The organism is Citrobacter sp. Cpo074 (genome assembly GCF_030332745.1).
In the GTDB taxonomy this organism is placed as follows: domain Bacteria; phylum Pseudomonadota; class Gammaproteobacteria; order Enterobacterales; family Enterobacteriaceae; genus Citrobacter; species Citrobacter portucalensis.
The window spans coordinates 39976-65744 of sequence record NZ_JAOWHG010000011.1 but is presented as its reverse complement, the minus strand read 5'-3'; the positions used below and the strand labels follow the sequence as shown (position 1 = coordinate 65744).

Sequence of the window (25769 nt, the reverse complement as noted above, 5' to 3'; positions counted from 1 at the left end):
AGTGCGCAAATCTGCGCTCGGGCATTAACCGATATTGCCGCACATAATACAATTCACTCACTCACAAAACATAAAATTAACATTTTGATACATCTACAGTTTTCCTAACACCGTAAACCAGGCGTAATCCAGCGGCAGAAGAATCAAATACGTTGCCGCCGCCAGTGCGATACACAGCAGCATCCCCGCCCTTGCAGGTACTTTCCCGAGCGCCATCGCCACTACGATCGGTGAAGCCTGATACGGCAACAGTGGCGTGGAATAACCCAGCACCTGGATCATAATCACCGACAGCAGCGGGAATCCCGTCGCATCGGCAAAACTTTGCGCCAACGTGGTATACAGCGCCGGAACACCGTTCGCCGTCATAATAAAATTAAGCGCTGTGGTAATACCGGTCAGCGCGAGGAAACTGGTAAACGGCTTTTCCGCATCCAGCGGCATCACCTGTAACAGCGCTTCGCCAACAGCGCTACCAATACCGGTTTGCGTGACGGTGATCGCCAGCCCCAGAATACCCGCCACATAAATACAGGTACGAATGTTGACCCCAGTGGAAAACTCGTCGCCATTGATAAAGCCAACCCGTGGTAGCAATGTGATAACTGCCGCAGCCAGCCCGGTCCACGCAGGGCCAATGCCGTGCCAGCTTTCGCTTACCCACAAGAACAGCACCACCGCTAACATCCAGGCCAGACGTTTTTCATTCCGGCTCATCGGCTCCGGCGGAGTGAGATCGCGCGGCGCATGCGGCTTGCCAGGGAACAACCAGCAGATAAGCACAATGAGCACCGCGCCTTTAAGCCAACCCAGAACCGGCGTATGCAGCAGCAAATAGGGAAGATAATTGAGGTGGATACCGTAAGAGCCTTCCGCCGCGCCGCTCATCACCAGATTCGGTACGTTAGCGGGTAAAATCGTCGCAGAAAGCTGGAACGTCCCAAACCCGACGGCCAGTGCCAGACCATACCAGGCGCGCGTGCCGTCGTTAATTCCAGCCCGTTTCGCCATCGCCGCGACGATCGGCATCAGCAGCGCAATGCGGCCCATGTTGGATGGCATTACAAATGCCAGCGCGTAACTCAGCAGCACTACGCTCGCCACCATTAACGGCCAGGAATCAGTCAACCTCGATGACAGCGCCCTCGCCGCCCTGTCCGCCAGCCCCGTTTTACGAATCGCGATACCCAGTACAAAGCCGCTAAACACCAGCCAGAACGCGGAGGACGCAAAACCGCCAAAAATCACATCCGGTGGCGCGATTTTGGCCACCATCGCCACGGCAAAGAACAGCAGCGCCGTTATAAACTCCGGCAGCAGCGACGTAGCCCAGAGCAGAATGGTGATACCAACCACCAGAGAGGGGATAAACAGAGGGTGTGTAAGCCAGAGCGACATGCCTGTCTCCTGTTGTTTTTTTCAACAAGAATACGGGGACAGGCATGCGGAGTAAACGCCAGATTAGGTGGGGTTAACGCAGAATATCACATTGATGATCCTGAATTTCCTCAGCGGAGGCGAGATTCAGTGCCAGCAGATTGCGCTGAGTAGCCAGCAGGACAAAGGATTCGTCGCTCTGGCGCACCATCGCCAACGCATAGCTGCCCATATGCTCACGCGCATCCGGCACCTCTTCCGCCAGCATTATAAACGGGCTGCGTTGTGCCAGTTCATTTTCCGTGACGCGACGTGCCAGATATTCATGACCGCGCAGTCCACCCGGTAATGGTAGCCAGCGGGTGCTGATTTTCGCCAGGTTGTCATCCAGCTGCTTTCTGACATCGGTTCGCAGGCAGGAGATATGAATATGCAGGTGATTTTGCGTACGCCCGCTACGAGAGTTAATGGTCAGAGAGACTGCTTTGTCAGGGATTTCCTGGCCGTATTTTTGGCTCATAAAGCTACGTGCCTGCCAGGCCAGCCAGAAAAAGTTCGGTGTGCCTGATTTCAACAACAGCGGACTTTCCGTACCGTTGATCCGCCAGGTAGGCATCAACAGATATTGCAGTGGGCCGTTACGGTCTTTGAACACCACATATCCGGCATCCGGCTTTACTTCAGCGCATGGTGCGGGGTCCTGCTGCTGCAACTGGTGCGGCAGGCATTGCTGAAGAACGATCTGGCGTAATGCGTCCGGGTTGCCGGTGAATTTCCAGTACCCGATACCTGCAGCGGCGGCGACCACAATCACCGCCAGTAAAAGATAGCCTGCTTTTTTCATTACGCGTTTCCTGTATCCCATTGAAGGGCAAGAGTAACGCAAAACCATGACAAATAAAAAACCCGGTCGCGCTAGGCCACCGGGTCGGTAAATCAGAGACTTATTTATCGTTTACTGATTTGGTCGAACGTACCGCCGTTAGAGAAGTGCTCTTTCTGCGCTTTCGTCCAGCCGCCAAACTCTTCGTCGATAGTGAACAGCTTCAGCTTCGGAAATGCGTTTTCGTATTTCTTCGCGACTTCTGCATCACGTGGACGATAGTAGTTTTTCGCCGCAATTTCCTGGCCTTCCGGAGAGTAGAGATACTTCAGGTAAGCTTCCGCCACCGCTTTGGTGTCTTTCTTTTCCACCACTTTATCAACCACGGACACGGTCGGCTCCGCGAGGATAGATTCACTCGGGGTCACTATCTCGAATTTATCTTTGCCCAGCTCGTTCGTTGCCAACAGCGCTTCGTTTTCCCAGGCAATCAGTACATCACCGATACCACGTTCAACGAAGGTATTGGTTGAGCCACGTGCACCAGAATCGAGTACCTCAACGTTTTTATACAGGGCCTTCACAAAGTCTTGTGCCTTGGCCTGATCGTTGTTGTTGTGGTGCAGGGCATAGCCCCATGCCGCCAGATAGTTCCAGCGAGCTCCGCCGGAGCTTTTCGGGTTTGGCGTAATGACCGACACGCCCGGTTTGATTAAATCGTTCCAGTCATGAATTTGTTTGGGATTGCCTTTGCGGACCAGGAACACGATGGTGGAGGTGTAAGGCGCGGAGTTATCCGGCAGGCGTTTAATCCAGTTTTTATCGATACGGCCACGTTCAGCAATGGCATCCACGTCGTAAGCCAGTGCCAGCGTCACAACATCGGCTTCAATGCCGTTGATGACGGAAGTCGCCTGTTTACCCGAACCGCCGTGCGACTGGCGGATCACAACGTTGTCGCCCGTTTCCTGCTTCCAGTGCGCGCTGAAGGCCTTATTGTACTGCTCGTACAGTTCACGCGTTGGATCGTACGATACGTTAAGTAACTGAATATCCTTTGCCAGAACGCTGGTCGATGCCAGCAATAATGTTAACCCTACGCCCCATTTGTTCATCGCCCAGCTCTCTTAGGTAGTGTTGTGATGAGCAAAGCGTGCCAGAAAGGCATCCAAACATTAAAGAATAAAAAAAGATTTGCTATAACTTGGGGGAATATATGGCGTCGAATTTTTGCCTGATGGCGCTACGCTTATCAGGCCTACGATTTGCATCATGTAGGCCGGATAAGGTGCAAGCCGCCATCAGGCAATTGCATTTAGTACAGTTTTTTCGCGCAGTCCAGCCAATCACCTTTGAACGGACGCTTCATGTTTTCGATAGCGTCGATGATGTCGTGGTGAACCAGCTGCTCGTTCTGAATACCTACGCAGCGACCGCCGTGACCTTCCAGCAGAAGTTCAATGGCATAGGCGCCCATACGGGATGCCAGGATACGGTCGTAAGGAACCGGGGAACCACCACGCTGGATGTGACCCAGTACGGTTGCACGCGTTTCACGACCCGTTTCTTTCTCAATGTAATGCGCCAGTTCGTCAACGTCACACATGTGTTCAGTGATCGCTACGATTGCGTGTTTTTTACCTTTCGCGATGCCCGCTTTGATTTCAGTAACCAAATCGTCACGGCTGAATTCCACTTCCGGAACCACCACGAACTCACAGCCACCGGCAATTGCAGCCGCCAGGGTCAGGTCACCACAGTAGCGGCCCATCACTTCGACGATGGAAATGCGCTGGTGAGAAGAAGATGTATCACGCAGGCGGTCAATCGCTTCGACAACGGTACCCAGAGCGGTGAAGTAACCGATGGTGTAGTCGGTACCTTTGATATCGTTATCGATAGTGCCCGGCAGACCGATGCATGGGAAGCCCATTTCGGTCAGGCGTTTTGCACCCATGTAAGAACCGTCACCCCCGATAACAACCAGGGCGTCGATGCCACGCTTCTTCAGGTTTTCGATCGCCACCGCACGTACGTTTTCATCACGGAATTCCGGGAAGCGAGCAGAACCGAGGAAAGTACCGCCACGGTTGATCATGTCGGACACGCTGTAGCGGTCAAGCTGGACCATACGGTCTTCATACAAACCCAGGTAGCCATCATGGATCCCCATGACTTCCAGCCCTTCCGTCAACGCTGCACGTACAACACCACGGATTGCTGCGTTCATGCCCGGCGCATCACCGCCGCTTGTCAACACACCGATTTTCTTAATCATGACTACCTCTGAACTTTGGAATGCAAAATGAAATCTGCTGCCGGAAGTCGATTCCGCATATCGAAACGATCCAACGAATATGCAGATAGTATAACAATCACTTCCTGCTGAATTGATTCAGGTCAGGCCAAATGGTGGTAATTTATACACAAAATGCTGGCCCGGTTCACTTTTTTTACAACGAATTATGAAAGCTCAAACATCTTGCCTTCCTTGGGTACGACTGAACAGGGATCCTGATGAATGATGACATCCGATCCCGGGAAACGCCGTAAAATTGCCTGCTCAACCTGTTCAGCCACTAAATGCGCCTGAACGAGCGGCAGATTATCTTCCATTTCCAAATGAATCTGAATAAAGCGGGTCGGCCCTGACTGCCGCGTGCGAAGATCGTGAGCGCCGCTGACTCCAGGCCATGACGTCACTATATCAATAATTTCCTGACGTTCCTCATCGGGTAAAGCGCGATCCAGCAAAGATTGCACTGCCTCATACCCCATGCGTAATGCGCTATATAAAATATAGATACCAATCCCGAGCGCAAACAAGGCATCTGCACGATGCCAGCCATACCATGCCAGCCCGAGCGCAATGAGAATCGCACCGTTCATCATAACATCAGACTGATAATGAAGCATATCTGCCCGAACGGCCTGACTTTGCGTACGCTTCACTACCCAGCGCTGAAACGAGACCAGAATGATTGTACACACTAACGCAATGATGGTGACAACCACCCCAACGCCCGGATCTTTCATCGGCGTGGGTTGGATGAGATGCTGAATCCCGGTCAGGAATAAAAACAGCGCCGAACCAGAAATAAACATGCTTTGCGCCAGCGCCGCCAGCGATTCCGCTTTTCCGTGTCCGAACGTATGTTCATCATCTGCGGGCTGCAGCGAATAGCGCACCACCAACAGGTTGGTTAACGACGCCGCGATGTCCACCAGAGAATCCACCAGTGCAGCCAGAATACTGACCGATCCGGTGTACCACCACGCAAAAATTTTGATCAAAAGTAACAGCGATGCCATCACGGTTGCCGCGATTGCCGCCCGGCTCACTAGCCGCCCATAGGTTTGATTCATAAACACTCCTGCCAGGATATGCCGCTAGTATAACGGATGAAGTAAAACAGTCAGGCAATAACCGAGGGACAAATTTTGGGCAAAAAAAACCCCCACATCATGTGGGGGAAGACAGGGATGGTGTCTATGGCAAGGAAAACAGGGTTACTACTGGGAACGTGAGTTGCTACTACTCAATAAATTCAACGATGAGCTTTTTTTCCAGTGCGCTACATCGCGCAGTTGCTCCATTCGTTGTTCATGTTTCTCATTTAAAACCGCTTGCTGCTCTGGCGTTAACAGGCGATACATCTGGTTGCGGATCCTGGCTATTTCAACCTGGCGGGCAACCTGTTCTTGCGCCATTCTTTCTGCCTGAGCGCGCACTGCGCTTTCATCAAATTTCTCTGCGGTGACAAGGCGATGCATTGTCTCCATTTCGCTAACATTAACAGGAGGCTGTTCGTGTCTTGCCTGCTGCATTAAATCTCGCATCTGTTGACGTTGATGTTCGGTTAAACTGATACCGTCAAACATGTGGCTCTGAACGCTGCGTTGCGATGAGCCTTCACCCAGGTGCCAGTGATCGCCTGTGACGACTTCAGCTGCATGGCTAAATGTACTGAGTGCCAGCGTTGAGGCCATGACGGCAGCGGTAACTTTGCCCATCACTTGCTCCCAAAATCTTTTCTGTCGCGATTCAACGAGAGACAGTTTACGATTCGGGCTGCAAACATGCGTCAGGGGGTGTAAAACAACGTAAAGTCATAGATTAGCGACGCCTGATGACGTAATTTCTGCCTCGGAGGTACGTAAACAATGAATAAAATCCTGTTAGTTGATGATGACCGAGAGCTGACTTCCCTGTTAAAGGAGTTGCTCGAAATGGAAGGTTTCGATGTGCTGGTTGCCTATGATGGGGAACAGGCGCTTGAGCTTCTGGATGACAGCATCGATTTACTTTTGCTCGACGTCATGATGCCGAAGAAAAACGGCATTGATACGCTGAAAGCACTTCGTCAGACACACCAGACACCCGTAATCATGCTGACCGCTCGCGGCAGCGAATTGGATCGCGTACTTGGCCTTGAGCTGGGCGCGGACGACTATTTACCTAAACCGTTTAACGACCGTGAACTGGTCGCACGCATCCGCGCTATTCTGCGTCGCTCACACTGGAGCGAACAGCAGCAGAACAGCGATAACGGTTCGCCGACGCTGGAAGTTGATGCGTTAAGCCTTAATCCGGGTCGCCAGGAAGCCAGCTTTGACGGGCAAATTCTGGAGCTAACCGGCACCGAATTCACCCTGCTCTATTTGCTGGCTCAGCATCTCGGTCAGGTGGTTTCGCGTGAGCACCTGAGCCAGGAAGTGCTGGGCAAACGCCTGACGCCTTTCGATCGCGCGATCGACATGCATATCTCGAACCTGCGTCGTAAGCTGCCAGAGCGTAAAGACGGACACCCGTGGTTTAAAACCCTGCGTGGTCGCGGCTACCTGATGGTCTCCGCTTCATGATAGGGAGCTTAACCGCACGCATCTTTGCCATCTTCTGGTTGACGCTGGCACTGGTGTTGATGTTGGTACTGATGTTACCCAAGCTCGACTCACGCCAGATGACCGAGCTACTGGACAGCGAGCAGCGCCAGGGGTTAATGATTGAGCAACACGTTGAAGCTGAACTGGCGAACGATCCACCCAACGATTTGATGTGGTGGCGTCGCTTGTTTCGGGCGATAGACAAGTGGGCGCCGCCAGGACAGCGGTTATTACTTGTTACGACGGAAGGACGCGTGATCGGCGCAGAACGTAACGAAATGCAGATCATTCGTAACTTTATTGGTCAGGCCGATAACGCCGACCATCCGCAAAAGAAAAAATACGGTCGCGTTGAGATGGTCGGGCCTTTCTCCGTCAGAGACGGTGAAGATAACTACCAGCTGTATCTCATACGACCTGCCAGCAGCTCACAATCTGACTTTATCAACCTGCTGTTCGACCGACCGCTGCTGTTGCTGATCGTCACCATGTTAGTCAGCTCACCGCTATTGCTCTGGCTTGCCTGGAGTCTGGCGAAACCAGCGCGTAAGTTGAAAAACGCGGCGGATGAAGTAGCTCAGGGTAACCTGCGTCAACATCCTGAGCTGGAAGCCGGTCCGCAGGAGTTCCTGGCGGCAGGCGCGAGCTTTAACCAGATGGTTACGGCGCTGGAACGGATGATGACCACACAGCAACGCCTGCTGTCGGACATCTCTCACGAGCTGAGAACACCGCTAACGCGTCTGCAACTGGGCACCGCTCTGCTGCGCCGTCGTAGCGGTGAGAGCAAAGAGCTGGAGCGCATTGAAACAGAAGCACACCGACTGGACAGCATGATCAACGACCTGCTGGTGATGTCACGTAATCAGCAGAAAAACGCGCTGGTCAGTGAAACAGTGAAAGCTAATCAGCTTTGGGGCGAAGTGCTGGATAACGCCGCCTTCGAAGCTGAGCAGATGGGTAAATCGCTCACGGTGAATTTCCCGCCGGGTCCGTGGCCGCTGTACGGTAACCCAAATGCGTTGGAAAGTGCGCTGGAAAACATTGTGCGCAATGCCCTGCGCTATTCACATACGAAGATTGAAGTTGGCTTCGCGGTGGATATCGACGGGATTACCATCACCGTGGACGACGATGGCCCAGGCGTTAGCCCTGAAGACAGAGAACAGATTTTCCGTCCGTTCTATCGTACCGATGAGGCGCGCGATCGCGAGTCTGGTGGAACAGGTCTGGGTCTGGCGATTGTTGAAACCGCAATTCAGCAGCATCGTGGCTGGGTGAAGGCCGAAGACAGCCCGCTGGGTGGTTTACGGCTGGTGATTTGGTTACCGCTGTATAAACGCGCTTAACAGGCTTCCCCGGTACGACATGATTACCGGGGAAGCATTCACGTTATGCCGCCGCAGCCGCCGCCGCTAGCTTTTGCTTTTTAATTCGCTTCACCAGAATGGTCGAGCAGATAAAGCCCATTAAGCTGAACGCAATCATCACGCTAAAGACATAGTTGTAGCCAGTGATGCCGCTATTGGTATCCAGCAAATAGCCGTACAACGTGTACGCAAACATCGCTGGCATATAACCGATGATGCAACCAAATGCCATTGCCGAGCCCGCATACTCACGTGGGGTACCGATCTCATCCATCGGCGCGAAGAAAATGGCGCGCTGTGAGAAGATAATCGCTCCGAACCCTAATGTCGCCGCCATACCGATATACACGTTCATTGTTTGATGCGGTAACTGCATGAACACAAGCATCGCCACAGCAGAGATCAGGAACGTCCACTTCAGATACACTGTCGGTGATTTAGCAACTTTATCTGCCAACATTCCACCAATCGGCCCACCTACCATTTTTAACGCATACTGGTTGATGATGCCGTACGCACCGACGAGAGCTACCGGCAGCATATAGATATCTTTTAAGAACGGAATAAAGTAAGTCAGTCCACAGTACGCGGCATAAACGAAGAAAATACCTAAAGAAGCCAGCCAAACATTAGGGCAGGACAAAACATGTTTGATACCCTTTAACACTTCCATGTTGGCACTGGTTTTCTCGCCACCTTTCACTTTGTCATCATCGACAATAAAGTACGTCACAATACCTGCCACAAGCGTAATTACCGTATAGAACAACAGGCCCGCCTGCATCCCCGCTTTACCTTCACCAAACTGGACGAAGACAAACAGAGCGCCAGATGCAACGATAACATCCACCACGCCACGTCCGGCTTCTAAAAAGCCGAACATGCGTCCTTGTTCTTCTTTCGTTCCCAGCAAACGAACGGCTTTCAGCAATACCGGCCAATAAACCACATCGGCAAAGAAAGCCATCGCGGCAAAGCAAATGAGATAACCAGTAAATGACGGTAGCGTTGCCAGATATAAGCCACATAACCCAACGCCAATCAGACCGAACGGTAATAATATTTTCTTGGAGTAACGATCTGCGATATAGAGAGAAAGAAAAAGTCCGGTTGTCTGAACAATCGTATAAACCGTAAAGCTCAACCCAATTTGCGTATTAGTTAAACCCCAGTCATTCTGCATTGGCACATAGAAAACATCTTTCATACTTGAAAGCTTGAATATCGTGCCGCCGCCTAAAATCAAAAAACAGAGCCTTGCCCATTTATTCATGAACATGATTAAACCCTCATTGCTTGTTGAGAGAAATATCTAAATTAAATTGTATAATTAATAAAGCCAGGGGATTATTTTCATAATCCTTTCCGCATTTAATAATATTTTAAGAAAACTAATTAATTGCCTATAAACTTGTCACATATATCACGAATGTATTTTATTTGGGCAAGAGCATGTTCTTTTTCCTGCGCCAATCGCGCATCAATCATGTTGCTGTCAGGCAGCGGCGTATAACTTGCATCGCGCCATGGGATCCATGGATTATCACCCTCATCGTCGAAGCGAAATGCAGGGGCATAATATTCAACTTCTTCTTCCAGGCCAAAAGCATGTACTTGCGGTTTATCTTCACCTAAAAGTAATAATGCCTTAAGCATCTCTTCCATGGGTAAATCGCCGTGTCCTGAACGACAAGCCTCATGCCCCCAGCCTTTACCTTCTTTAATAATTTTAGCGTCTTTGATATGCACCTGGGTGATTAATGGAGACATAACCTCTAACGCAGAAAGCGGCTGCTCATTGGCATTAATCATGTTGCCAAAATCAAACAGAATAGAGAGATTTTTCATCCCGCTATTGTTAACCAGCGTCACCAGCTCATGGCCTTGCAGATCTTCATGCTGTTCGATAGTAAAGCTTAGTCCGCAATCGTCATACTGAGACAGCCATGCAATATCATTGGCAATCTTCGCCATAACATCGTTGAGATGCCCTTCATAACGCGGGTAGAAACGCACTGAAGTTGCACCAGTAGCAACAGCAATACGGATGGCATCCGTCAATGTCGCCTTATCCGATGCGCTCGTTTCGATATGCACATCCAGATTATATTTTTTGGCCTTCTCTTTAAAATCGTGTAGCTGCTGATCGTTCAGTTTCTGCAGTGATTGGGATTCACCATCCTCAACATGTATTTTTACACCCTTCAATTTTTGCTGATGCGCAATATCCAGAAGATCCCCCGGCAGGACTCTCTCGTAACGCATATTCAGATGAAAAGCATAAGCATGTAGGTACAGCGGTATATTTCTCGCGCGTTCCGCAAGAAGTTCTTGGTTACATTTTCCCATTATTTTTCTCATTCATCGCGAATAACAAGTTCCACTGATTCAAGTCGCCAGTATTCGAAATCAACCTGAACCACTTTTTTATCTCGGGTAGCCCGATGTTTTTCTACTAAAATTCCATACGTATTAGGCGCAACACCCAGTTCTTTGCAGGCCACTTCTGGCATATTGACCGGTTTAAAAACCATTTCTTTGATATTTAAAACATGGCCAAATGCATCTTCCCAGACGCTGGCAAAAGACTGATTGCCCAATTTATTAATGAATCCTGGCGCAACATCGGCATCAATATAGGATTCATGGTAAAACACTTTATGTGAATCAAGACCGCACCAACCGGTAACTAAATAACGATCGCCCGAAGAGAGAAAAACATCCTCAACATGGTGTGGGACTGTATCAATGGTTTCTTTGGTTAAATAATCCCAAAAAGGCTTACGTCCCTGAGCACAGGCTTCAGCATTGAAGCTGGAAAGTGATTTAGGGTTATAAATAAATCGCTTCGACGAAATAAACCAACCACTGCGGTTCTTACGGAAAATACGCGCATCGATCTCAAGCTCAATCAGAACCTGACGTAAGGTCATACGCTTTGCATCCAGCAGCTCACATAACTCCCTTTCCGAAGGCAATTTGGACCCCGCTGGTAAATTCTTCTCGTTTAACCAGCTTTCAAAGCGCTCCCTGAGCACATCAACATTGTTTTTCTTTTTCATTTCTCTCATCTGGTTTAAACCAATTTTAAGCTAAGATATTTGAGTGCAGGAAATACTCAAGTTTTTTTTCAACGCAGAGTTTCTTTTTGTGGGCCAGGTATCAAGAATGGCTTTGAAGCAAACTATGATCGTCAGGTTTTTGCCCGGTTTGGTACGCAGGGGATGAACCACGGGGGAGAGGTAAATCAGGTGTCGCCACCTGATTTAATTGCCAGATGAAGGTAGGTTTATTTTCCCCACAAACGGCGGGAATTGTCTTCGATCTTGCCGCTTAAACGGCGCTTTTGCATCGTTCTGGTCCAGCTTTTTGATAACCCGGCAGCCGACAGTAAACGATGATATTGCGAATCATCAAACGGCATATGCCAGGCGATAGCAATTGCCTCCTGTACGCTGACGTCGCTCACGCGTGACGCCAGGATCAACGGCGCGTCTGCTGACACCTGACCAGGCGCGATGACGCTGCACAGCCAGCCTGTCTTACCCGCATCCTGCATCTGGCTGGCCATATCGCTGATGCCAAAATGGAAATTCAGCTTAAAGCATGGCGAGCGCGGCTGCGTGACTTGAATCAGCGCCTCTCCCCACTGGAAAATGTCGCCAATATACACATTCTCTTCAGTTAGCCCCTCAGTAGAGAGGTTCTCACCAAACGCAGGCGCGACAAATAGCTCCGCCTGCTCCGGAAATGCTTGTCTCCAGTGCTGGTAGTGCTCACGCGGATAGTGACACAGCGCGCGATCCGGCCCGCCGTGAATTTTCGTTTCCGCCTGTTCATCCCCCGTCAGCCCCAGTTCGGTCAGCATCAGCTCACCGTCAATCTGGACTTTAGCAATCGCGCTAGGACGGCTTCCCGTGTAGTCCCGAACTTTGCCTGTAAAAACATCGACCGGATATCGCATCTGTTCCCTCTCCCGATAAATTTCCCCCATTACACCACATTTATTTTACCCCAGTCGCTCAAAATGAGAGAACGGTTCACATGAAACTTAGGGACACATGCTATCAATGTAATCTAGTTTTGAAACATCATTTCAAATAAGGAGTCGACAACGTGACTGGTCAATCGCAATTTGCTGGCGTCTGGTGTCCTTCCATTACGCCAATGGACAATGATGGCAAGATCGATCTCAACGGTCTAAGCCTGCATCTCAAACGCCTTACCGAGGCCAAAATCGACGTGATTTTGCTGATGGGCAGCATCGGGGAATTTGCCTCCTTTACGCTCGAAGAAAGGCTGCTGCTGATCCGCGAGGCCCGCGCAATGAGCTCGCTAAAGATGGTCGCCAACGTCTCATCCACCTGCCAGAATGATGTTTTATTGATGGCGCAGGAAGCGTATCGCTCAGGTTACGATGCCGTGATGATCCTGCCGCCCTACTACTACGGACAAACGGCGAAACAGCTGCTGAGCTACTTCCGTCAGTTGGGGCAGACACTCAGCGGCAAATGGTTTGCTTATAACTTCCCGGCACGCACCGGCTGCGATTTAACCCCCGAACTGGTAGCCACCCTCGCCGCCGAGTTCCCGAATTTCGCTGGCATTAAAGACACCGTCGACTGCCAGTCCCATACCCGCAGTATGATTCAGACCACCCGCGCCGTGCGGGAGGATTTTGCCGTGCTGTCCGGCTATGACGAATACTACATTCCCAACCTGTTAGCAGGTGGCGCGGGGATTATTTCAGGGTTGAACAACGTCATGCCGGAACTGTTTGTCAGCGCGCGGGAAGCGTTCAAACAGGGCGACCTGGCAGCGCTTCGCGATATTCAGGACCAGATTGGCACCTACATGTCCATCTATGCCATCGGCGAAGATTTTGTCACCACCATCAAAACCGTGGTATCGCGTAAGTTTGGCTATTGTACCAGCGTGTCACGTAATGCCGGTGGAGAGTTGAACGAGAGTGAGTGTCGAACAATCGATGAGGTGTTTGTCGTCAAAGGGTAAATAATTAAGCCGGATGGTGCAGACCATCCGGCTTAAGAGACTTACTTCACGGTGCCACGAATATCAATTTCTGCCGCCCTTGCTTTGGCCCTTTTCGACCAGATAGACGTGATAATCGGCACCAGAATGGAGGTCACAATCACCGACGTGGCGACCAGGGAAGTTGCTGCCGGTGCCATCGGTTTAAATGCCGGAACCATTTCAGCAATCAGCACAGGCGTAGCAACCGCCGCCCCCGCAGAACTGGAAGCGGCAATCCCCGCCGTACCATCGCCACCACCAATCAGTTTATCGGCGATAATCAATGGAATACCAGTGATGATAATCACCGCCACGCCCAGCAGAATACCCAGCACGCCGGTCTGCGCAATCACGCTCAAATCAATGGTGTTACCTAATGCGAAGGCAAAGAACGGGATCAGCGTCTGCACCGCTTTGCTGAAGAACTCCCGCAGTTCAGGGTCCAGATTCCCCAGCGCAAAGCCAATCAGGAACGGCAATACCGCACCAACAAATACGTGTGGTTCAAACGACGCGATCCCGGCGGTTCCCAGAATCACCATGGTCATCAGCGGGCCAGACTCCAGCGACATCAGGACAAACGCCCCGGCCTCTTCTTTGGTGCCGTACTGCTGCATAATCGAGGCATACAGCCCGCCGTTGGTCATATCCATCGCGGCCACCAGCGCCAGCGTAGACAACCCTGCGAAGAATCCAACCTCTACACCATGTTCCGGCAGAATGCGTGAAGCAATCGCTGCAACCACCCACGCCACCAGAATCTTGGTGATGACTAACGTACCTGATTTACGCAGCACGGTGCCGGTGGCGCTTAGCTTGATCGACGCCCCCATGCAAAAGAACCAGACTGCCAGGATAGGCACGGTACCGGTGATCATACCGTTGGTAAAAGAACCGAAATATTTCCCGGCGCCGGGGGAAAAGGTATGACACAACGCGCCCAGGAAAAGCGGCACCAGCATCATACCGCCTGGGATTTTCTCTATCGTACGTTTGATCTGCATTTCCATCACCTGTAGACATAAAAATGGGGCAATTTTTATGGGCGATTGCATCTTGCTTTGAGATGCGCCCGTCTTGATGAAAAGAAGATAGACATTCATAGAGACTATAAAAGTGATCCCACTCGCATAATAAAACCTTGTTTCAATTTAAGTGGATCATTGTTTTTATATTGAGTTTGATCACAAAAAAACCCCACAAGCATCGCTTGCAGGGCTTTGTTAAAGCGTAGAACTTATTTTTTTGCTGCGAAACGCGCGGCAGCTTCGTCCCAGTTCACGACGTTCCAGAACTCTTTGATGTAGTCCGGACGACGGTTCTGGAATTTCAGGTAGTAAGCGTGTTCCCAAACGTCCAGGCCCACGATTGGGAAACCGGAAGCGCCAGAGATAGCTTCACCCATCAGCGGGGAATCCTGGTTGGCGGTGGAAACAACAGCCAGTTTGTCACCTTTCAGAACCAGCCACGCCCAGCCGGAGCCAAAGCGGGTTGCCGCTGCTTTTTCAAATTCAGCTTTGAAGTTGTCAACGGAGCCGAAGTCACGTTCGATAGCCGCTTTCAGGTCGCCCTGCAGCGTAGTACCGGTTTTCAGGCCTTTCCAGAACAGGCTGTGGTTAGCGTGACCGCCCGCGTTGTTACGCAGTACGGTTTTCTTGTCTGCTGGCAGTTGATCCAGTTTGGTGATCAGCTCTTCAACGGACAGGCTGGCGAATTCAGGCAGGCTTTCCAGCGCAGCGTTGGCGTTGTTTACGTAAGCCTGGTGGTGTTTGGTGTGGTGAATTTCCATCGTCTGCTTATCGAAGTGCGGTTCAAGGGCATCATAAGCGTACGGCAGGGATGGCAGTGTATAACTCATAATCATCTCCAGTATTGTCGGGCGGCCAGTGTTAACGCCGCGTAAGCAGTTGGGTCATTATAGTTAATTAAATGATATTGAAAATGATTATCAATGCCGTACTTTTTACAGGGTCTTAATGAATCAAACCCATTGTTAAAGATGTGAGCCGAATCACCCACTTAACGTGATAATTGCCAACATGCGCAAAAGGGCGGCAATCGTCAAAAGGTTAACCACCTGCGTAATTTTTAAACTCGTTAGGTCGGAGGGGTCATTACCGACGATAAAAAATAACGAGGATTAAGTCATGAGTAACGCGATTACGATGGGTATCTTTTGGCATTTGATAGGGGCAGCCAGTGCCGCCTGTTTCTATGCCCCGTTCAAGCAAGTCAAACATTGGTCATGGGAAACGATGTGGTCGGTTGGCGGGATCGTCTCCTGGATAATCCTGCCGTGGACCATCAGCGCCATGTTACTTCCCGATTTCTGGGCCTACTTCAGCTCCTTCAGCCTCTCCACGCTGGCGCCGGTATTTCTGTTTGGTGCAATGTGGGGGATTGGCAATATCAACTATGGCCTGACCATGCGCTATCTCGGTATGTCGATGGGTATCGGGATTGCGATAGGTATTACGCTGATTGTCGGCACGCTGATGACCCCGATTATCAACGGCAATTTTGATGTACTGATCAATACCTCTGGTGGCCGCATGACGCTGCTTGGCGTACTGGTCGCGCTGATTGGCGTGGGTATTGTTACCCGTGCCGGTCAGTTAAAAGAACGCAAAATGGGCATCAAAGCGGAAGATTTCAACCTGAAAAAAGGTCTGGTTCTGGCCGTCATGTGCGGTATTTTCTCCGCCGGGATGTCCTTTGCGATGAACGCGGCGAAACCGATGCACGATGCCGCCGCCGCGTTGGGCGTCGATCCGCTGTATGTCGCCCTGCCTAGCTATGTGGTCATTATGGGCGGTGGCGCGCTTGTTAACCTGGGCTTCTGCTTCATTCGTCTGGCAAAAGTGAAGAACTTGTCGATAAAAGCCGACTTCTCGTTAGCCAAACCGCTGATTATCACCAACGTGCTGCTCTCTGCGCTTGGTGGCTTGATGTGGTATCTGCAATTCTTCTTCTACGCCTGGGGCCACGCACGTATTCCGGCGCAGTATGACTATGTAAGCTGGATGCTGCACATGAGCTTCTATGTTCTGTGCGGCGGGATTGTCGGTCTGGTATTGAAAGAGTGGAAAAACGCGGGTCGTCGTCCGGTCAGCGTGCTAAGCCTCGGCTGCGTAGTGATCATTGTCGCGGCAAACATTGTCGGTCTGGGAATGGCCAGCTAAGCATGCTGAGTACTGAGATGACGCCACTGGCTCGGCGTCATCCCGGTTTCCCGCGTAAATACCACCGAAAAGTAGTTACTGTCCTCAAAGCCGCAGCGCATGGAAATCTCGCTAATCATCAACCGACTATGTTTGAGCAGATACTGCGCATGGCAAACCCGCACCTGGCGGAGATACTGGTTGATGGTCATCCCGGTCTGGCTGCGAAACTGCTGGCGCAAAACGCGCTCGCTGCATTGTTCGCGCTCGCAAAACGTATCCAGTTCAAACGCATGCTCATGGCTACCGGCTAACGCGGTGATCAGTTTATCCAGCAGCGTTTCACTGGAGGTCGCCGGGAGCGTATCCGTGGCATAACGATGCCGCTTAAGGTGTGTCACCAGCTGCCCGAACAGCAGCTCAGCCATGGTAAAAGCCTGTGCATCACGTTGATTACTTTCATGTTCAAGCTGGCTTATCACCTGTCGGACCTGGCTCATGCCAACGCTGCCGAGTCGCCAATGCGGCTGCCTCGGCGTACCGTCAAATCCGGGGATCGCCCCTTGCCAGTCAACATTCAGCGTCAACCGCTCCGGGCAGTAGATGATATTTTGCAACACCAGGTCGTTCACGGAGGTGTAGGAGTGTTTATCTTCGGCGCGAATGTAAAACAGATCGCCACGGGTTATCCGGTACGGGCGATCGTTAAGGACATGCAGACCATTACCGCGCCAGACCATGACCAGCTCGCAAAACTCGTGGGTATGCTCAGCAAAGACATCCTGCGGATAACGGTCAGCCACGGCCACAGCCTGCTGCTCATGCGCAAAGAAGTCTGATTTCAGAAGGACCAGATGATTCGCCATCACAATATTCCCTGTCGGATGGCGGCTACGCCTTATCCGACCTACAGATTACGTGACACGTAGGCCGGATAAGGCGTAGCCACCATCCGGCGTTAAGGGACATGATTATCTGAGATTCGGCGGTAAAAAACGTTGATAGCTTTCGCGTTACTGGAGGCGGCTTGCCACAACGAGATCGCGCCCCTGACGAATATCGCGTGGTGACCACTTGAACTCACGACGAAAAAGCGTCGAAAAGTGGTTACTGTCGCCGAATCCGCAGAGATAAGCGATGTCTGTCACACTGTCATCACTGTGGCGAAGCAGATGCCGGGCCTTGATCAGCCGCAAGCGGTTAAGGTAGCGCTGCGGCGTCAATCCGGTTTGCTGTTTGAGCTGGCGATGCAGAGTGCGCAAAGAGAGGGAAAACTTCTCGGCCAGCGCCTCCCAACACACCTCGTCGGCAAAGTTATCTTCCAGCCACGCCATCAGGAGGTTAAGCCGCGCGTCGTTATCGGTCGCTGCTTCCATCAGGCTGCTTTTACGCAGCAGCACCAGCAGCTGCATAAACAGGATCTCGCGGTTTGCCGCCGTTGGTGTATCCATCCCCTCACCGAGCGCTTCCATCTGCCCCACCAGTTGTCGAACCTGCTGCAACACCCCCTGATTCACCCGCCAGTGGGAGGGATACTGCCCGTTCTGTTCCTGAGGTAAAAGCTGATTCAGCCCAGCCAGAAATTGAAACGCATCCGGGGAGCGATACAACACATTGGTCAGGCACAGATTGTCAGTATGTTCATATAAATGCCGGTCATGATCGCGAACGAAACACACTGTACCGCCGCTGATGGTGTAAGGCTGCCCATTGAACACATGGATCCCCGTTCCATGTTCGACCACAACAATTTCATGAAAATCATGATGATGCTCTGGAAACGCAGGTTGAGGAAGCCGCGGTTCAATAGCCACTGGCGCTTTACCTGTCGGAAAAAAATCCACGCAATGCAATACCGTCATGATGACATCCTTCCCGATCAAATGAACATGGCTGAATAGTAATTAAGGGTTATCACCCTCACCTTAAATTTTTGACGCCAAAGTGCGTAAACACGGTCAATTCTTCAAGAAATGGCGGGAAAGATCGCGAATTGCGGAAGGCGTCACATCCGCTAAAACAGGTCCTATTAATAGAAATTGTGAACAGCGTCACGTTCACCTTTGCCATGTTGCCAGCTGCTAATTGTGGCTGTCACTGTCAAGAAGGTACGCGTTATCTGGGGTTCTTAGACTGAGTGCAATAAAACTCAGAAGGACCTCGCTATGACTTTTCGCCATTGTGTCGCAGTCGATCTCGGCGCATCCAGTGGGCGCGTAATGCTGGCGCGTTACGACAGTGAACACCGCTCCCTGACGCTACGTGAAATCCACCGCTTCATGAACTGCCTGCAAAAAACAGACGGTTTTGACACCTGGGACATCGACAGCCTGGAAAACGATATTCGTCTTGGCCTGAAAAAAGTCTGCGATGAAGGCATTCGGATAGACAGCATCGGCATTGATACCTGGGGCGTGGATTACGTTCTGATCGATAACATCGGTCAACGTGTCGGTCTGCCGGTCTCTTACCGTGACAGCCGCACGACCGGCATTATGGCGCAGGCGATGGAGCAGCCGGGTAAAGGTGAAATTTACCGCCGTAGCGGCATTCAGTTTCTGCCCTTTAACACCCTGTATCAACTGCGTGCGCTGGTTGAACAGCAGCCAGAACTGCTCCCGCAGGTGGCCCATGCCCTGCTGATCCCCGACTACTTCAGCTTTCGCCTGACCGGCAAAATGAACTGGGAATACACCAACGCCACCACCACCCAGCTCGTCAATATCAATACCGACGACTGGGATGACACACTGCTGGCATGGACCGGGGCAGACAAAGCCTGGTTTGGTCGCCCGACGCATCCAGGGAACGTGATCGGCCACTGGATTTGCCCACAGAAAAACCAAATTCCGGTTGTCGCCGTCGCCAGTCACGACACGGCCAGCGCGGTCATTGCTTCTCCGCTGGCCGACAAAAACAGCGCCTATCTCTCTTCCGGGACCTGGTCGCTGATGGGCTTTGAGAGCAGAACACCGTATACCAACGATGCGGCGCTGGCGGCGAATATTACCAACGAAGGCGGCGCGGAAGGACGCTACCGTGTCCTGAAAAATATTATGGGGCTGTGGCTGCTCCAGCGCGTATTAAAAGAGCACCAGATTACCGACCTGCCAACACTTATCAGCCAAACGCAAGCGCTGCCGGCCTGCCAGTTCCTGATAAACCCGAACGACGATCGCTTTATCAACCCCGACGATATGAGTGCAGAAATTCAGGCAGCATGCCGTGAATCAGGCCAACCCGTTCCCCTGCAAAACGCCGAACTGGCGCGCTGTATCTTCGACAGCCTGGCGTTGCTGTACGCCGACATCCTGCAAGAACTGGCACAACTGCGTGGTGCAGCATTTAGCCAACTGCACATTGTCGGTGGCGGCTGCCAGAACACCTTACTGAACCAGCTATGTGCGGATGCCTGCGGTATTCGCGTGATGTCCGGGCCGATTGAGGCTTCCACGCTCGGCAATATTGGCATCCAACTGATGACGCTGGACGAGCTGAACAACGTCGATGATTTCCGTCAGGTGGTGCGCGCCAACTACGAACTGACCACCTTCATTCCCAATCCTGAAAGTGAAATTGCCCGCTACCAGGCGCAGTTTCAATCACTACGACAGACAAAGGAGCTTTGCGCATGACCACTCAACTTGAACAAGCCTGGGAACTGGCAAAACTGCGTTTCGCCGCGGTAGGCATTGATGTCGAGGCGGCCTTACGCCAGCTCGATCGTCTGCCGGTCTCCATGCACTGCTGGCAGGGCGATGATGTCGCCGGTTTCGAAAATCCGGAAGGCTCGCTCACTGGCGGTATTCAGGCTACCGGTAACTATCCGGGTAAAGCGCGTAACGCCACCGAACTGCGGGCCGATCTGGAGCAGGCGCTGAGCCTGATTCCTGGTCCAAAACGTCTGAATTTGCACGCGATCTATCTGGAATCTGATACGCCGGTTGCCCGCGACCAAATCAAACCTGAGCACTTTAAAAACTGGGTGGAGTGGGCGAAAGCGAACCAGTTAGGGCTGGATTTCAACCCATCCTGCTTCTCACACCCGCTGAGCGCCGACGGTTTCACGCTGGCGCACGCCGACGACACCATTCGCCAGTTTTGGATCGATCACTGCAAAGCCAGCCGTCGCGTCTCGGCGTATTTTGGCGAGCAGTTGGGTACACCATCGGTGATGAACATCTGGATCCCGGATGGCATGAAAGACATCACCGTTGACCGTTTAGCGCCGCGCCAGCGTCTGCTGGACGCACTGGACGAAGTGATCAGCGAGAAACTCGACCCGGCGCACCATATCGATGCCGTCGAAAGCAAGCTGTTTGGCATCGGTGCGGAAAGCTACACCGTGGGCTCTAACGAGTTCTACATGGGTTACGCCACCAGCCGCCAGACCGCACTGTGTCTGGATGCGGGCCACTTCCATCCGACTGAAGTGATCTCCGACAAAATTTCCGCCGCCATGCTGTATGTACCACGCCTGCTGCTGCACGTCAGCCGTCCGGTGCGCTGGGACAGCGATCACGTGGTGCTGCTGGATGATGAAACTCAGGCGATTGCCAGCGAGATCGTTCGCCACAACCTGTTCGACCGCGTACACATTGGCCTCGACTTCTTCGACGCCTCCATTAACCGCATCGCCGCGTGGGTGATCGGCACCCGCAATATGAAAAAAGCCCTGCTGCGCGCGCTGTTAGAACCCACCGAGCAACTGCGTCAGCTCGAAGCCAGCGGCGACTACACCGCACGTCTGGCCCTGCTGGAAGAGCAAAAATCGCTGCCGTGGCAGGCCGTCTGGGAGATGTATTGCCAGCGCCACGACACGCCTGCGGGCAGCCAGTGGCTGGACAGCGTGCGCGCTTATGAAAAAGAGATTTTGAGCAAACGTAGCTAACCGTGACGCCAGGCTTGTAGGCCGGATAAGACGCCCCACGTCGCCATCCGGCAATAATAAATGAAACACGATTGCCGGATGGCGCTTCGCTTATCCGGCCTACGTAAGACCCGATAACGTTCGGGCAATAAACAGGAACACCGAACATGCAAAAAATTACGACTTCCTGGTTCGTCCAGGGGATGATCAAAGCCACTTCTGATGCGTGGCTGAAAGGCTGGGACGAGCGTAATGGCGGCAACCTGACGCTGCGTCTTGATGAAGCAGATATTGCGCCGTTTAGCGCCGATTTCCACGAAAAACCACGCTATATTGCGCTAAGTCAGCCGATGCCGCTGCTGGCAAACACACCGTTTATCGTCACCGGTTCCGGTAAGTTTTTCCGTAACGTCCAGCTCGATCCCGCGGCAAACTTGGGCGTGGTACAAATAGACAGCGACGGTGCGGGCTACCACATCCTCTGGGGCCTGACCCACGAGGCCGTGCCGACCTCTGAACTGCCGGCTCACTTCCTCTCTCACTGCGAACGCATTAAAGCGACGAACGGTAAAGACCGCGTGATCATGCACTGCCATGCCACCAACCTGATCGCTCTGACCTACGTACTGGAAAACAACACAGCGCTGATTACCCGCAAGCTGTGGGAAGGCAGCACCGAGTGCCTGGTGGTGTTCCCGGATGGCGTTGGCATTCTGCCGTGGATGGTGCCGGGTACAGATGAAATTGGTCAGGCTACCGCCGAGGAAATGCAGAAACACTCGCTGGTACTTTGGCCGTTCCACGGCGTGTTCGGAAGCGGACCTACCCTCGACGAAGCGTTCGGTTTGATAGATACCGCAGAGAAATCAGCCGAAGTTCTGGTCAAAATCTTTTCGATGGGCGGTATGAAGCAGACCATCTCACGTGAAGAGCTGGTCGCACTTGGCAAACGCTTTGGTGTTACGCCGCTGGCAAGCGCCATAGAGCTGTACTGATACCTCCCAACTCAACGCCGGATGCGGCTTCGCCTTATCCGGCCTACAGGATTTTATTATTAAGGAGAATAGTGATGAGCTTTATGTTGGCACTGCCAAAAATTAGCCTGCATGGCGCCGGCGCGATTGCCGATATGGTGAATCTCGTGGCGAATAAACAATGGGGCAAAGCGCTGATCGTCACCGATGGTCAACTGGTAAAACTGGGCCTGCTGGATAGCCTGTTTGCCGCGCTGGATAAACATCAAATGTCTTACCACCTGTTTGATGAAGTATTCCCGAACCCGACAGAAGAGCTGGTACAAAAAGGTTTTGCGGCCTATCAGAACGCAGAATGTGACTACATCATCGCCTTCGGTGGCGGCAGCCCGATCGATACCGCCAAAGCGGTAAAAATCCTGACAGCCAACCCTGGCCCTTCTACCGCTTACTCCGGCGTGGGTAAAGTGAAAAATGCTGGCGTCCCGCTGGTCGCCATCAACACTACCGCCGGTACGGCAGCAGAGATGACCAGCAACGCGGTCATTATCGACTCTGCCCGTAAGGTTAAAGAGGTGATCATCGACCCGAATATCATCCCGGATATCGCCGTGGATGATGCCAGCGTCATGCTGGAAATCCCGGCCTCCGTCACCGCCGCAACCGGTATGGACGCCCTGACCCACGCGGTGGAAGCCTATGTTTCCGTCGGTGCACATCCGCTCACCGACGCTAACGCACTGGAAGCGATTCGCCTGATCAACCTGTGGCTACCAAAAGCGGTCGACGACGGTCATAACCTCGAAGCCCGTGAACAAATGGCATTTGGTCAGTATCTGGCGGGGATGGCATTTAACAGCGCTGGTCTGGGTCTAGTGCATGCGCTGGCGCACCAGCCGGGCGCAACCCATAATCTGCCACACGGCGTCTGCAACGCCATCCTGCTGCCGGTAATCGAAAACTTTAACCGTCCGAACGCCGTAGCGCGCTTTGCCCGCGTGGCGCAGGCGATGAGCGTCGATACCCGTGACATGAGCGATGAAGCGGCAAGTATGGAGGCCATCAACGCGATTCGTGCACTCAGCAAGCGTGTCGGTATTCCTGCGGGCTTTAGTTCCCTTGGCGTGACGAAAGAGGATATTGAAGGCTGGCTGGATAAAGCGTTGGCCGATCCGTGTGCGCCGTGCAACCCGCGCACCGCCAGCCGCGACGAGGTCCGTGAGCTGTATCTGGAGGCGTTATGATCCGCAAGGCCTTTGTGATGCAGGTGAATGCCGACGCGCACGTTGAATATCAACGTCGGCACAATCCCATCTGGCCAGAGCTGGAAGCGGTGCTGAAAGAGCACGGCGCCCATCACTACGCGATTTATCTCGATCAGGCGCGCAATCTGCTGTTCGCCACCGTTGAGATTGAGTCCGAAGAACGCTGGAATGCCGTTGCCAGCACCGACGTTTGCCAACGTTGGTGGAAGCATATGCGTGACGTAATGCCAGCAAACCCGGACAACAGCCCGGTTAGCGCAGAGCTAAAAGAAGTGTTTTATTTGCAGTAAGTTATATGCCCGGTGGCGCAAGCTTACCGGGCCTACGGTTTTATTTTTTGTAGGTCGGATAAGCGATAGCGCCATCCGGCAATTCAATTTTGCTCAGAAACCAGAATCGCCTGAGTGTCAGGCTCCAGCGCTTTAAAAATATGCGCCCGATCGGCGGGGTAACAAATATAGTCCCCCTCACCTAACTCCTCCGGCGCTTCCGTCAATCCTACCATCGCCTTACCCTGCGTCACGATGATGTGTTCAACCGATCCCGGTGGATGCGGCTGTGAAATACGATCCGCGCCCGGCTGTGTCAGCAGCAGATAGATATCCCGCCGCGCCCCCGGCGGGCAGGCGGCCAGTAAAATGGCCTGGTAGTGGGCCTGCTCAGCCACCACCTTTGTTCCTTCGCCGCTGCGAATCACCTGCGTTTTTTGTTCCTGCGGCTCCAGCAGGCGAGCAAAGGGAATATCCAACGCCACACACAGCGACCAGAGCGTTTCCAGGCTAGGATTGCCATTGCCCGCTTCCAATTGCGAGAGTGTCGATTTTGCAATCCCTGCGCGACGGGCAATCTCTGCCAATGACAAACCGGTGCGCTGACGTTCACGCACAAGGCTTTTCGCGATCATACTGATGGGCTGGGTCATTCACGACTCCATGTTCTCTATATCGAACGATTCGTTCGACTTGTAATATTAACTGGTCGCGTTCATTATAATGGAAATTCGTTCGATATGGCTAAAACGGTATGAAACATTATTTTTCCAGTCTCAAAGGCGACACGATAAAAGCAATATTTTTGGTCTGTCTGGCCGTCGGCGTAGTCGGCATGTCATACGGCTCGCTGGCGATGGCCTACGGCTTCCCGCTGTGGGTACCGTTTGTGCTTTCGATTACGGTACTGGCGGGTGCGTCCGAGTTTATGTTTATCGGTATCGTCGCCAGCGGCGGTAACCCACTGGCGGCGGCGGCTGCCGGTTTACTGGTCAACGCCCGACACGTGCCGTTTGGCGTCACGGTGCGCGATCTGGTGGGCTCCCGGGCTGCGAGTTTCCTCGGCTGTCATATCATGAACGACGAAAGCGTAGTCTTTGGCCTGTCGCAAAAAACGCCCGAACAACGTAAAGCCGCCTTCTGGCTGTGCGGTCTGGGCGTCGCGATTTTCTGGCCTGTTGGCACACTGATCGGCGCGGGCGTCGGCAAACTGCTCCCCGCCCCGGAAACCATCGGTCTGGATGCCGTCTTCCCTGCAATTTTATTAGCCTTAGTGGTCCCGGCCTTTAAAAACCGCACCACGCTGATTCGCGCCTGTAGCGGCGCCGGGTTGTCGCTTGCCGCCATCCCCTTTGCGCCGGTCGGTTTACCTGTTTTGCTCTCACTGTTTGGCTTACTGACGAGGAAAAAATAATGGGCAACATGACGCTGTTTATCGTCGGTATCGCCATGTTATCTCTGGGAACGTATTTAATGCGTTTAGGAGGAGCGAAGCTTGGGAGCCGATTAGCGTTCTCGGAACGCTCGCAGGCGCTGCTTTCCGACGCCGCAACGGTATTACTGTTCTCCGTTGCGCTGGCGACCACCTTTTACGAAGGTGAACACTTCGCTGGCATGGCGCGCGTGCTGGGCGTGGCTTTTGCGGTATTTCTCGCCTGGCGCAAGATGCCGCTAATCGTGGTGATCGTCGCTGCCGCAGTGGTGACCGCATTGCTGCGAATGGCGGGTATAAACTAAAAAAG

At 52.5% G+C, this 25769-nt stretch carries 26 protein-coding genes; 11 read left to right on the top strand and 15 right to left on the bottom strand.

Features of this window, described 5'->3' with window-relative positions; all coding sequences use genetic code 11:
• Positions 1-93: 93 nt before the first annotated feature.
• The 6 genes from OGX83_RS00375 to cpxP all read right to left on the bottom strand — a co-directional run bounded on the left by OGX83_RS00375 (position 94) and on the right by cpxP (position 6214).
• Entirely contained in the window at positions 94-1398 is a 1305-nt protein-coding gene (locus OGX83_RS00375) for an SLC13 family permease (protein WP_234096752.1), read from the bottom strand.
• Positions 1399-1471: 73 nt separating this feature from the next.
• On the bottom strand, positions 1472-2221 hold the full coding sequence (locus OGX83_RS00370; RefSeq protein ID WP_174770855.1) for a CDP-diacylglycerol diphosphatase: 750 nt from the start codon (positions 2219-2221) through the stop codon (positions 1472-1474).
• A gap of 104 nt (positions 2222-2325) precedes the next feature.
• Positions 2326-3315 (bottom strand): sulfate/thiosulfate ABC transporter substrate-binding protein Sbp, encoded by a 990-nt coding sequence (gene sbp, locus OGX83_RS00365; RefSeq protein ID WP_008787024.1) that lies wholly within the window; start codon positions 3313-3315, stop codon positions 2326-2328.
• Between the two features lie 200 nt (positions 3316-3515).
• Positions 3516-4478, bottom strand: coding sequence for a 6-phosphofructokinase (gene pfkA / locus OGX83_RS00360; RefSeq protein ID WP_003825214.1), 963 nt, complete (start codon positions 4476-4478; stop codon positions 3516-3518).
• A gap of 185 nt (positions 4479-4663) precedes the next feature.
• Positions 4664-5566, bottom strand: a complete 903-nt coding sequence (gene fieF / locus OGX83_RS00355; protein WP_003825216.1) for a CDF family cation-efflux transporter FieF — start codon at positions 5564-5566, stop codon at positions 4664-4666.
• Positions 5567-5713: 147 nt separating this feature from the next.
• Entirely contained in the window at positions 5714-6214 is a 501-nt protein-coding gene (gene cpxP / locus OGX83_RS00350; RefSeq protein ID WP_008787022.1) for a cell-envelope stress modulator CpxP, read from the bottom strand.
• Positions 6215-6364: 150 nt separating this feature from the next.
• On the opposite strand from cpxP, the gene cpxR reads away from it, so the two are divergent.
• Entirely contained in the window at positions 6365-7063 is a 699-nt protein-coding gene (gene cpxR / locus OGX83_RS00345; RefSeq protein WP_003028763.1) for an envelope stress response regulator transcription factor CpxR, read from the top strand.
• Positions 7060-8433 (top strand): envelope stress sensor histidine kinase CpxA, encoded by a 1374-nt coding sequence (cpxA, locus tag OGX83_RS00340; RefSeq protein ID WP_003028758.1) that lies wholly within the window; start codon positions 7060-7062, stop codon positions 8431-8433. Before cpxR ends, cpxA begins: the two co-directional genes overlap by 4 nt.
• Before the next feature lie 43 nt (positions 8434-8476).
• Here cpxA and OGX83_RS00335 read toward each other — a convergent pair whose 3' ends face one another.
• From OGX83_RS00335 to yiiM, 4 genes are all read right to left on the bottom strand, one after another.
• Entirely contained in the window at positions 8477-9727 is a 1251-nt protein-coding gene (locus OGX83_RS00335) for an MFS transporter (RefSeq protein WP_095533158.1), read from the bottom strand.
• Between the two features lie 122 nt (positions 9728-9849).
• Positions 9850-10803, bottom strand: a complete 954-nt coding sequence (locus OGX83_RS00330; protein ID WP_020996111.1) for a sugar phosphate isomerase/epimerase family protein — start codon at positions 10801-10803, stop codon at positions 9850-9852.
• An 8-nt stretch (positions 10804-10811) separates the two neighbouring features.
• The gene (locus OGX83_RS00325) at positions 10812-11516 is read right to left on the bottom strand and encodes a GntR family transcriptional regulator (protein ID WP_128612238.1); all 705 of its coding nucleotides are present in this window, start codon (positions 11514-11516) and stop codon (positions 10812-10814) included.
• Positions 11517-11743: 227 nt separating this feature from the next.
• Complete coding sequence (gene yiiM / locus OGX83_RS00320) at positions 11744-12418, bottom strand: 6-hydroxyaminopurine reductase (RefSeq protein WP_128317275.1); 675 nt, start codon at positions 12416-12418, stop codon at positions 11744-11746.
• A gap of 152 nt (positions 12419-12570) precedes the next feature.
• On the opposite strand from yiiM, the gene OGX83_RS00315 reads away from it, so the two are divergent.
• Positions 12571-13467, top strand: coding sequence for a dihydrodipicolinate synthase family protein (locus OGX83_RS00315; protein ID WP_286587212.1), 897 nt, complete (start codon positions 12571-12573; stop codon positions 13465-13467).
• A 41-nt stretch (positions 13468-13508) separates the two neighbouring features.
• Here OGX83_RS00315 and kdgT read toward each other — a convergent pair whose 3' ends face one another.
• Positions 13509-14492 (bottom strand): 2-keto-3-deoxygluconate transporter, encoded by a 984-nt coding sequence (kdgT, locus tag OGX83_RS00310; protein WP_020996114.1) that lies wholly within the window; start codon positions 14490-14492, stop codon positions 13509-13511.
• Between the two features lie 233 nt (positions 14493-14725).
• The gene (gene sodA / locus OGX83_RS00305) at positions 14726-15346 is read right to left on the bottom strand and encodes a superoxide dismutase [Mn] (protein ID WP_003825239.1); all 621 of its coding nucleotides are present in this window, start codon (positions 15344-15346) and stop codon (positions 14726-14728) included.
• Positions 15347-15635: 289 nt separating this feature from the next.
• On the opposite strand from sodA, the gene rhaT reads away from it, so the two are divergent.
• Positions 15636-16670 (top strand): L-rhamnose/proton symporter RhaT, encoded by a 1035-nt coding sequence (gene rhaT, locus OGX83_RS00300; protein WP_003825242.1) that lies wholly within the window; start codon positions 15636-15638, stop codon positions 16668-16670.
• Here the strand turns inward: rhaT and rhaR are convergent.
• Both rhaR and rhaS read right to left on the bottom strand, forming a co-directional pair.
• On the bottom strand, positions 16667-17515 hold the full coding sequence (rhaR, locus tag OGX83_RS00295; RefSeq protein WP_048215191.1) for an HTH-type transcriptional activator RhaR: 849 nt from the start codon (positions 17513-17515) through the stop codon (positions 16667-16669). The genes rhaT and rhaR overlap by 4 nt on opposite strands.
• Positions 17516-17662: 147 nt before the next feature.
• The gene (gene rhaS, locus OGX83_RS00290) at positions 17663-18511 is read right to left on the bottom strand and encodes an HTH-type transcriptional activator RhaS (RefSeq protein WP_008787013.1); all 849 of its coding nucleotides are present in this window, start codon (positions 18509-18511) and stop codon (positions 17663-17665) included.
• A 303-nt stretch (positions 18512-18814) separates the two neighbouring features.
• Here rhaS and rhaB point away from each other — a divergent pair, with 303 nt between their 5' ends.
• From rhaB to rhaM, 5 genes are all read left to right on the top strand, one after another.
• Positions 18815-20284 carry a rhamnulokinase gene (gene rhaB, locus OGX83_RS00285; protein WP_270423513.1) on the top strand — a complete coding sequence of 490 codons (1470 nt, stop codon included), beginning with the start codon at positions 18815-18817 and terminating at the stop codon, positions 20282-20284.
• A complete protein-coding gene (rhaA, locus tag OGX83_RS00280; RefSeq protein ID WP_008787011.1) occupies positions 20281-21540 on the top strand; it encodes an L-rhamnose isomerase in 1260 nt (419 codons plus the stop codon). The genes rhaB and rhaA overlap by 4 nt, the downstream gene beginning before the upstream one ends.
• A 146-nt stretch (positions 21541-21686) precedes the next feature.
• Entirely contained in the window at positions 21687-22514 is an 828-nt protein-coding gene (rhaD, locus tag OGX83_RS00275) for a rhamnulose-1-phosphate aldolase (protein WP_008787010.1), read from the top strand.
• A 74-nt stretch (positions 22515-22588) separates the two neighbouring features.
• Entirely contained in the window at positions 22589-23737 is a 1149-nt protein-coding gene (fucO, locus tag OGX83_RS00270; protein ID WP_286587211.1) for a lactaldehyde reductase, read from the top strand.
• Complete coding sequence (gene rhaM, locus OGX83_RS00265) at positions 23734-24048, top strand: L-rhamnose mutarotase (RefSeq protein WP_003825253.1); 315 nt, start codon at positions 23734-23736, stop codon at positions 24046-24048. The genes fucO and rhaM overlap by 4 nt, the downstream gene beginning before the upstream one ends.
• A gap of 83 nt (positions 24049-24131) precedes the next feature.
• On the opposite strand, the gene OGX83_RS00260 is transcribed toward rhaM, so the two are convergent.
• Complete coding sequence (locus OGX83_RS00260; RefSeq protein WP_286587210.1) at positions 24132-24680, bottom strand: helix-turn-helix domain-containing protein; 549 nt, start codon at positions 24678-24680, stop codon at positions 24132-24134.
• A 101-nt stretch (positions 24681-24781) separates the two neighbouring features.
• On the opposite strand from OGX83_RS00260, the gene OGX83_RS00255 reads away from it, so the two are divergent.
• Positions 24782-25441: an AzlC family ABC transporter permease gene (locus OGX83_RS00255; protein WP_003825259.1), complete on the top strand. Its 660-nt coding sequence runs from the start codon at positions 24782-24784 to the stop codon at positions 25439-25441.
• Complete coding sequence (locus OGX83_RS00250; RefSeq protein ID WP_003825260.1) at positions 25441-25764, top strand: AzlD domain-containing protein; 324 nt, start codon at positions 25441-25443, stop codon at positions 25762-25764. The genes OGX83_RS00255 and OGX83_RS00250 overlap by 1 nt, the downstream gene beginning before the upstream one ends.
• Positions 25765-25769: the final 5 nt, after the last annotated feature.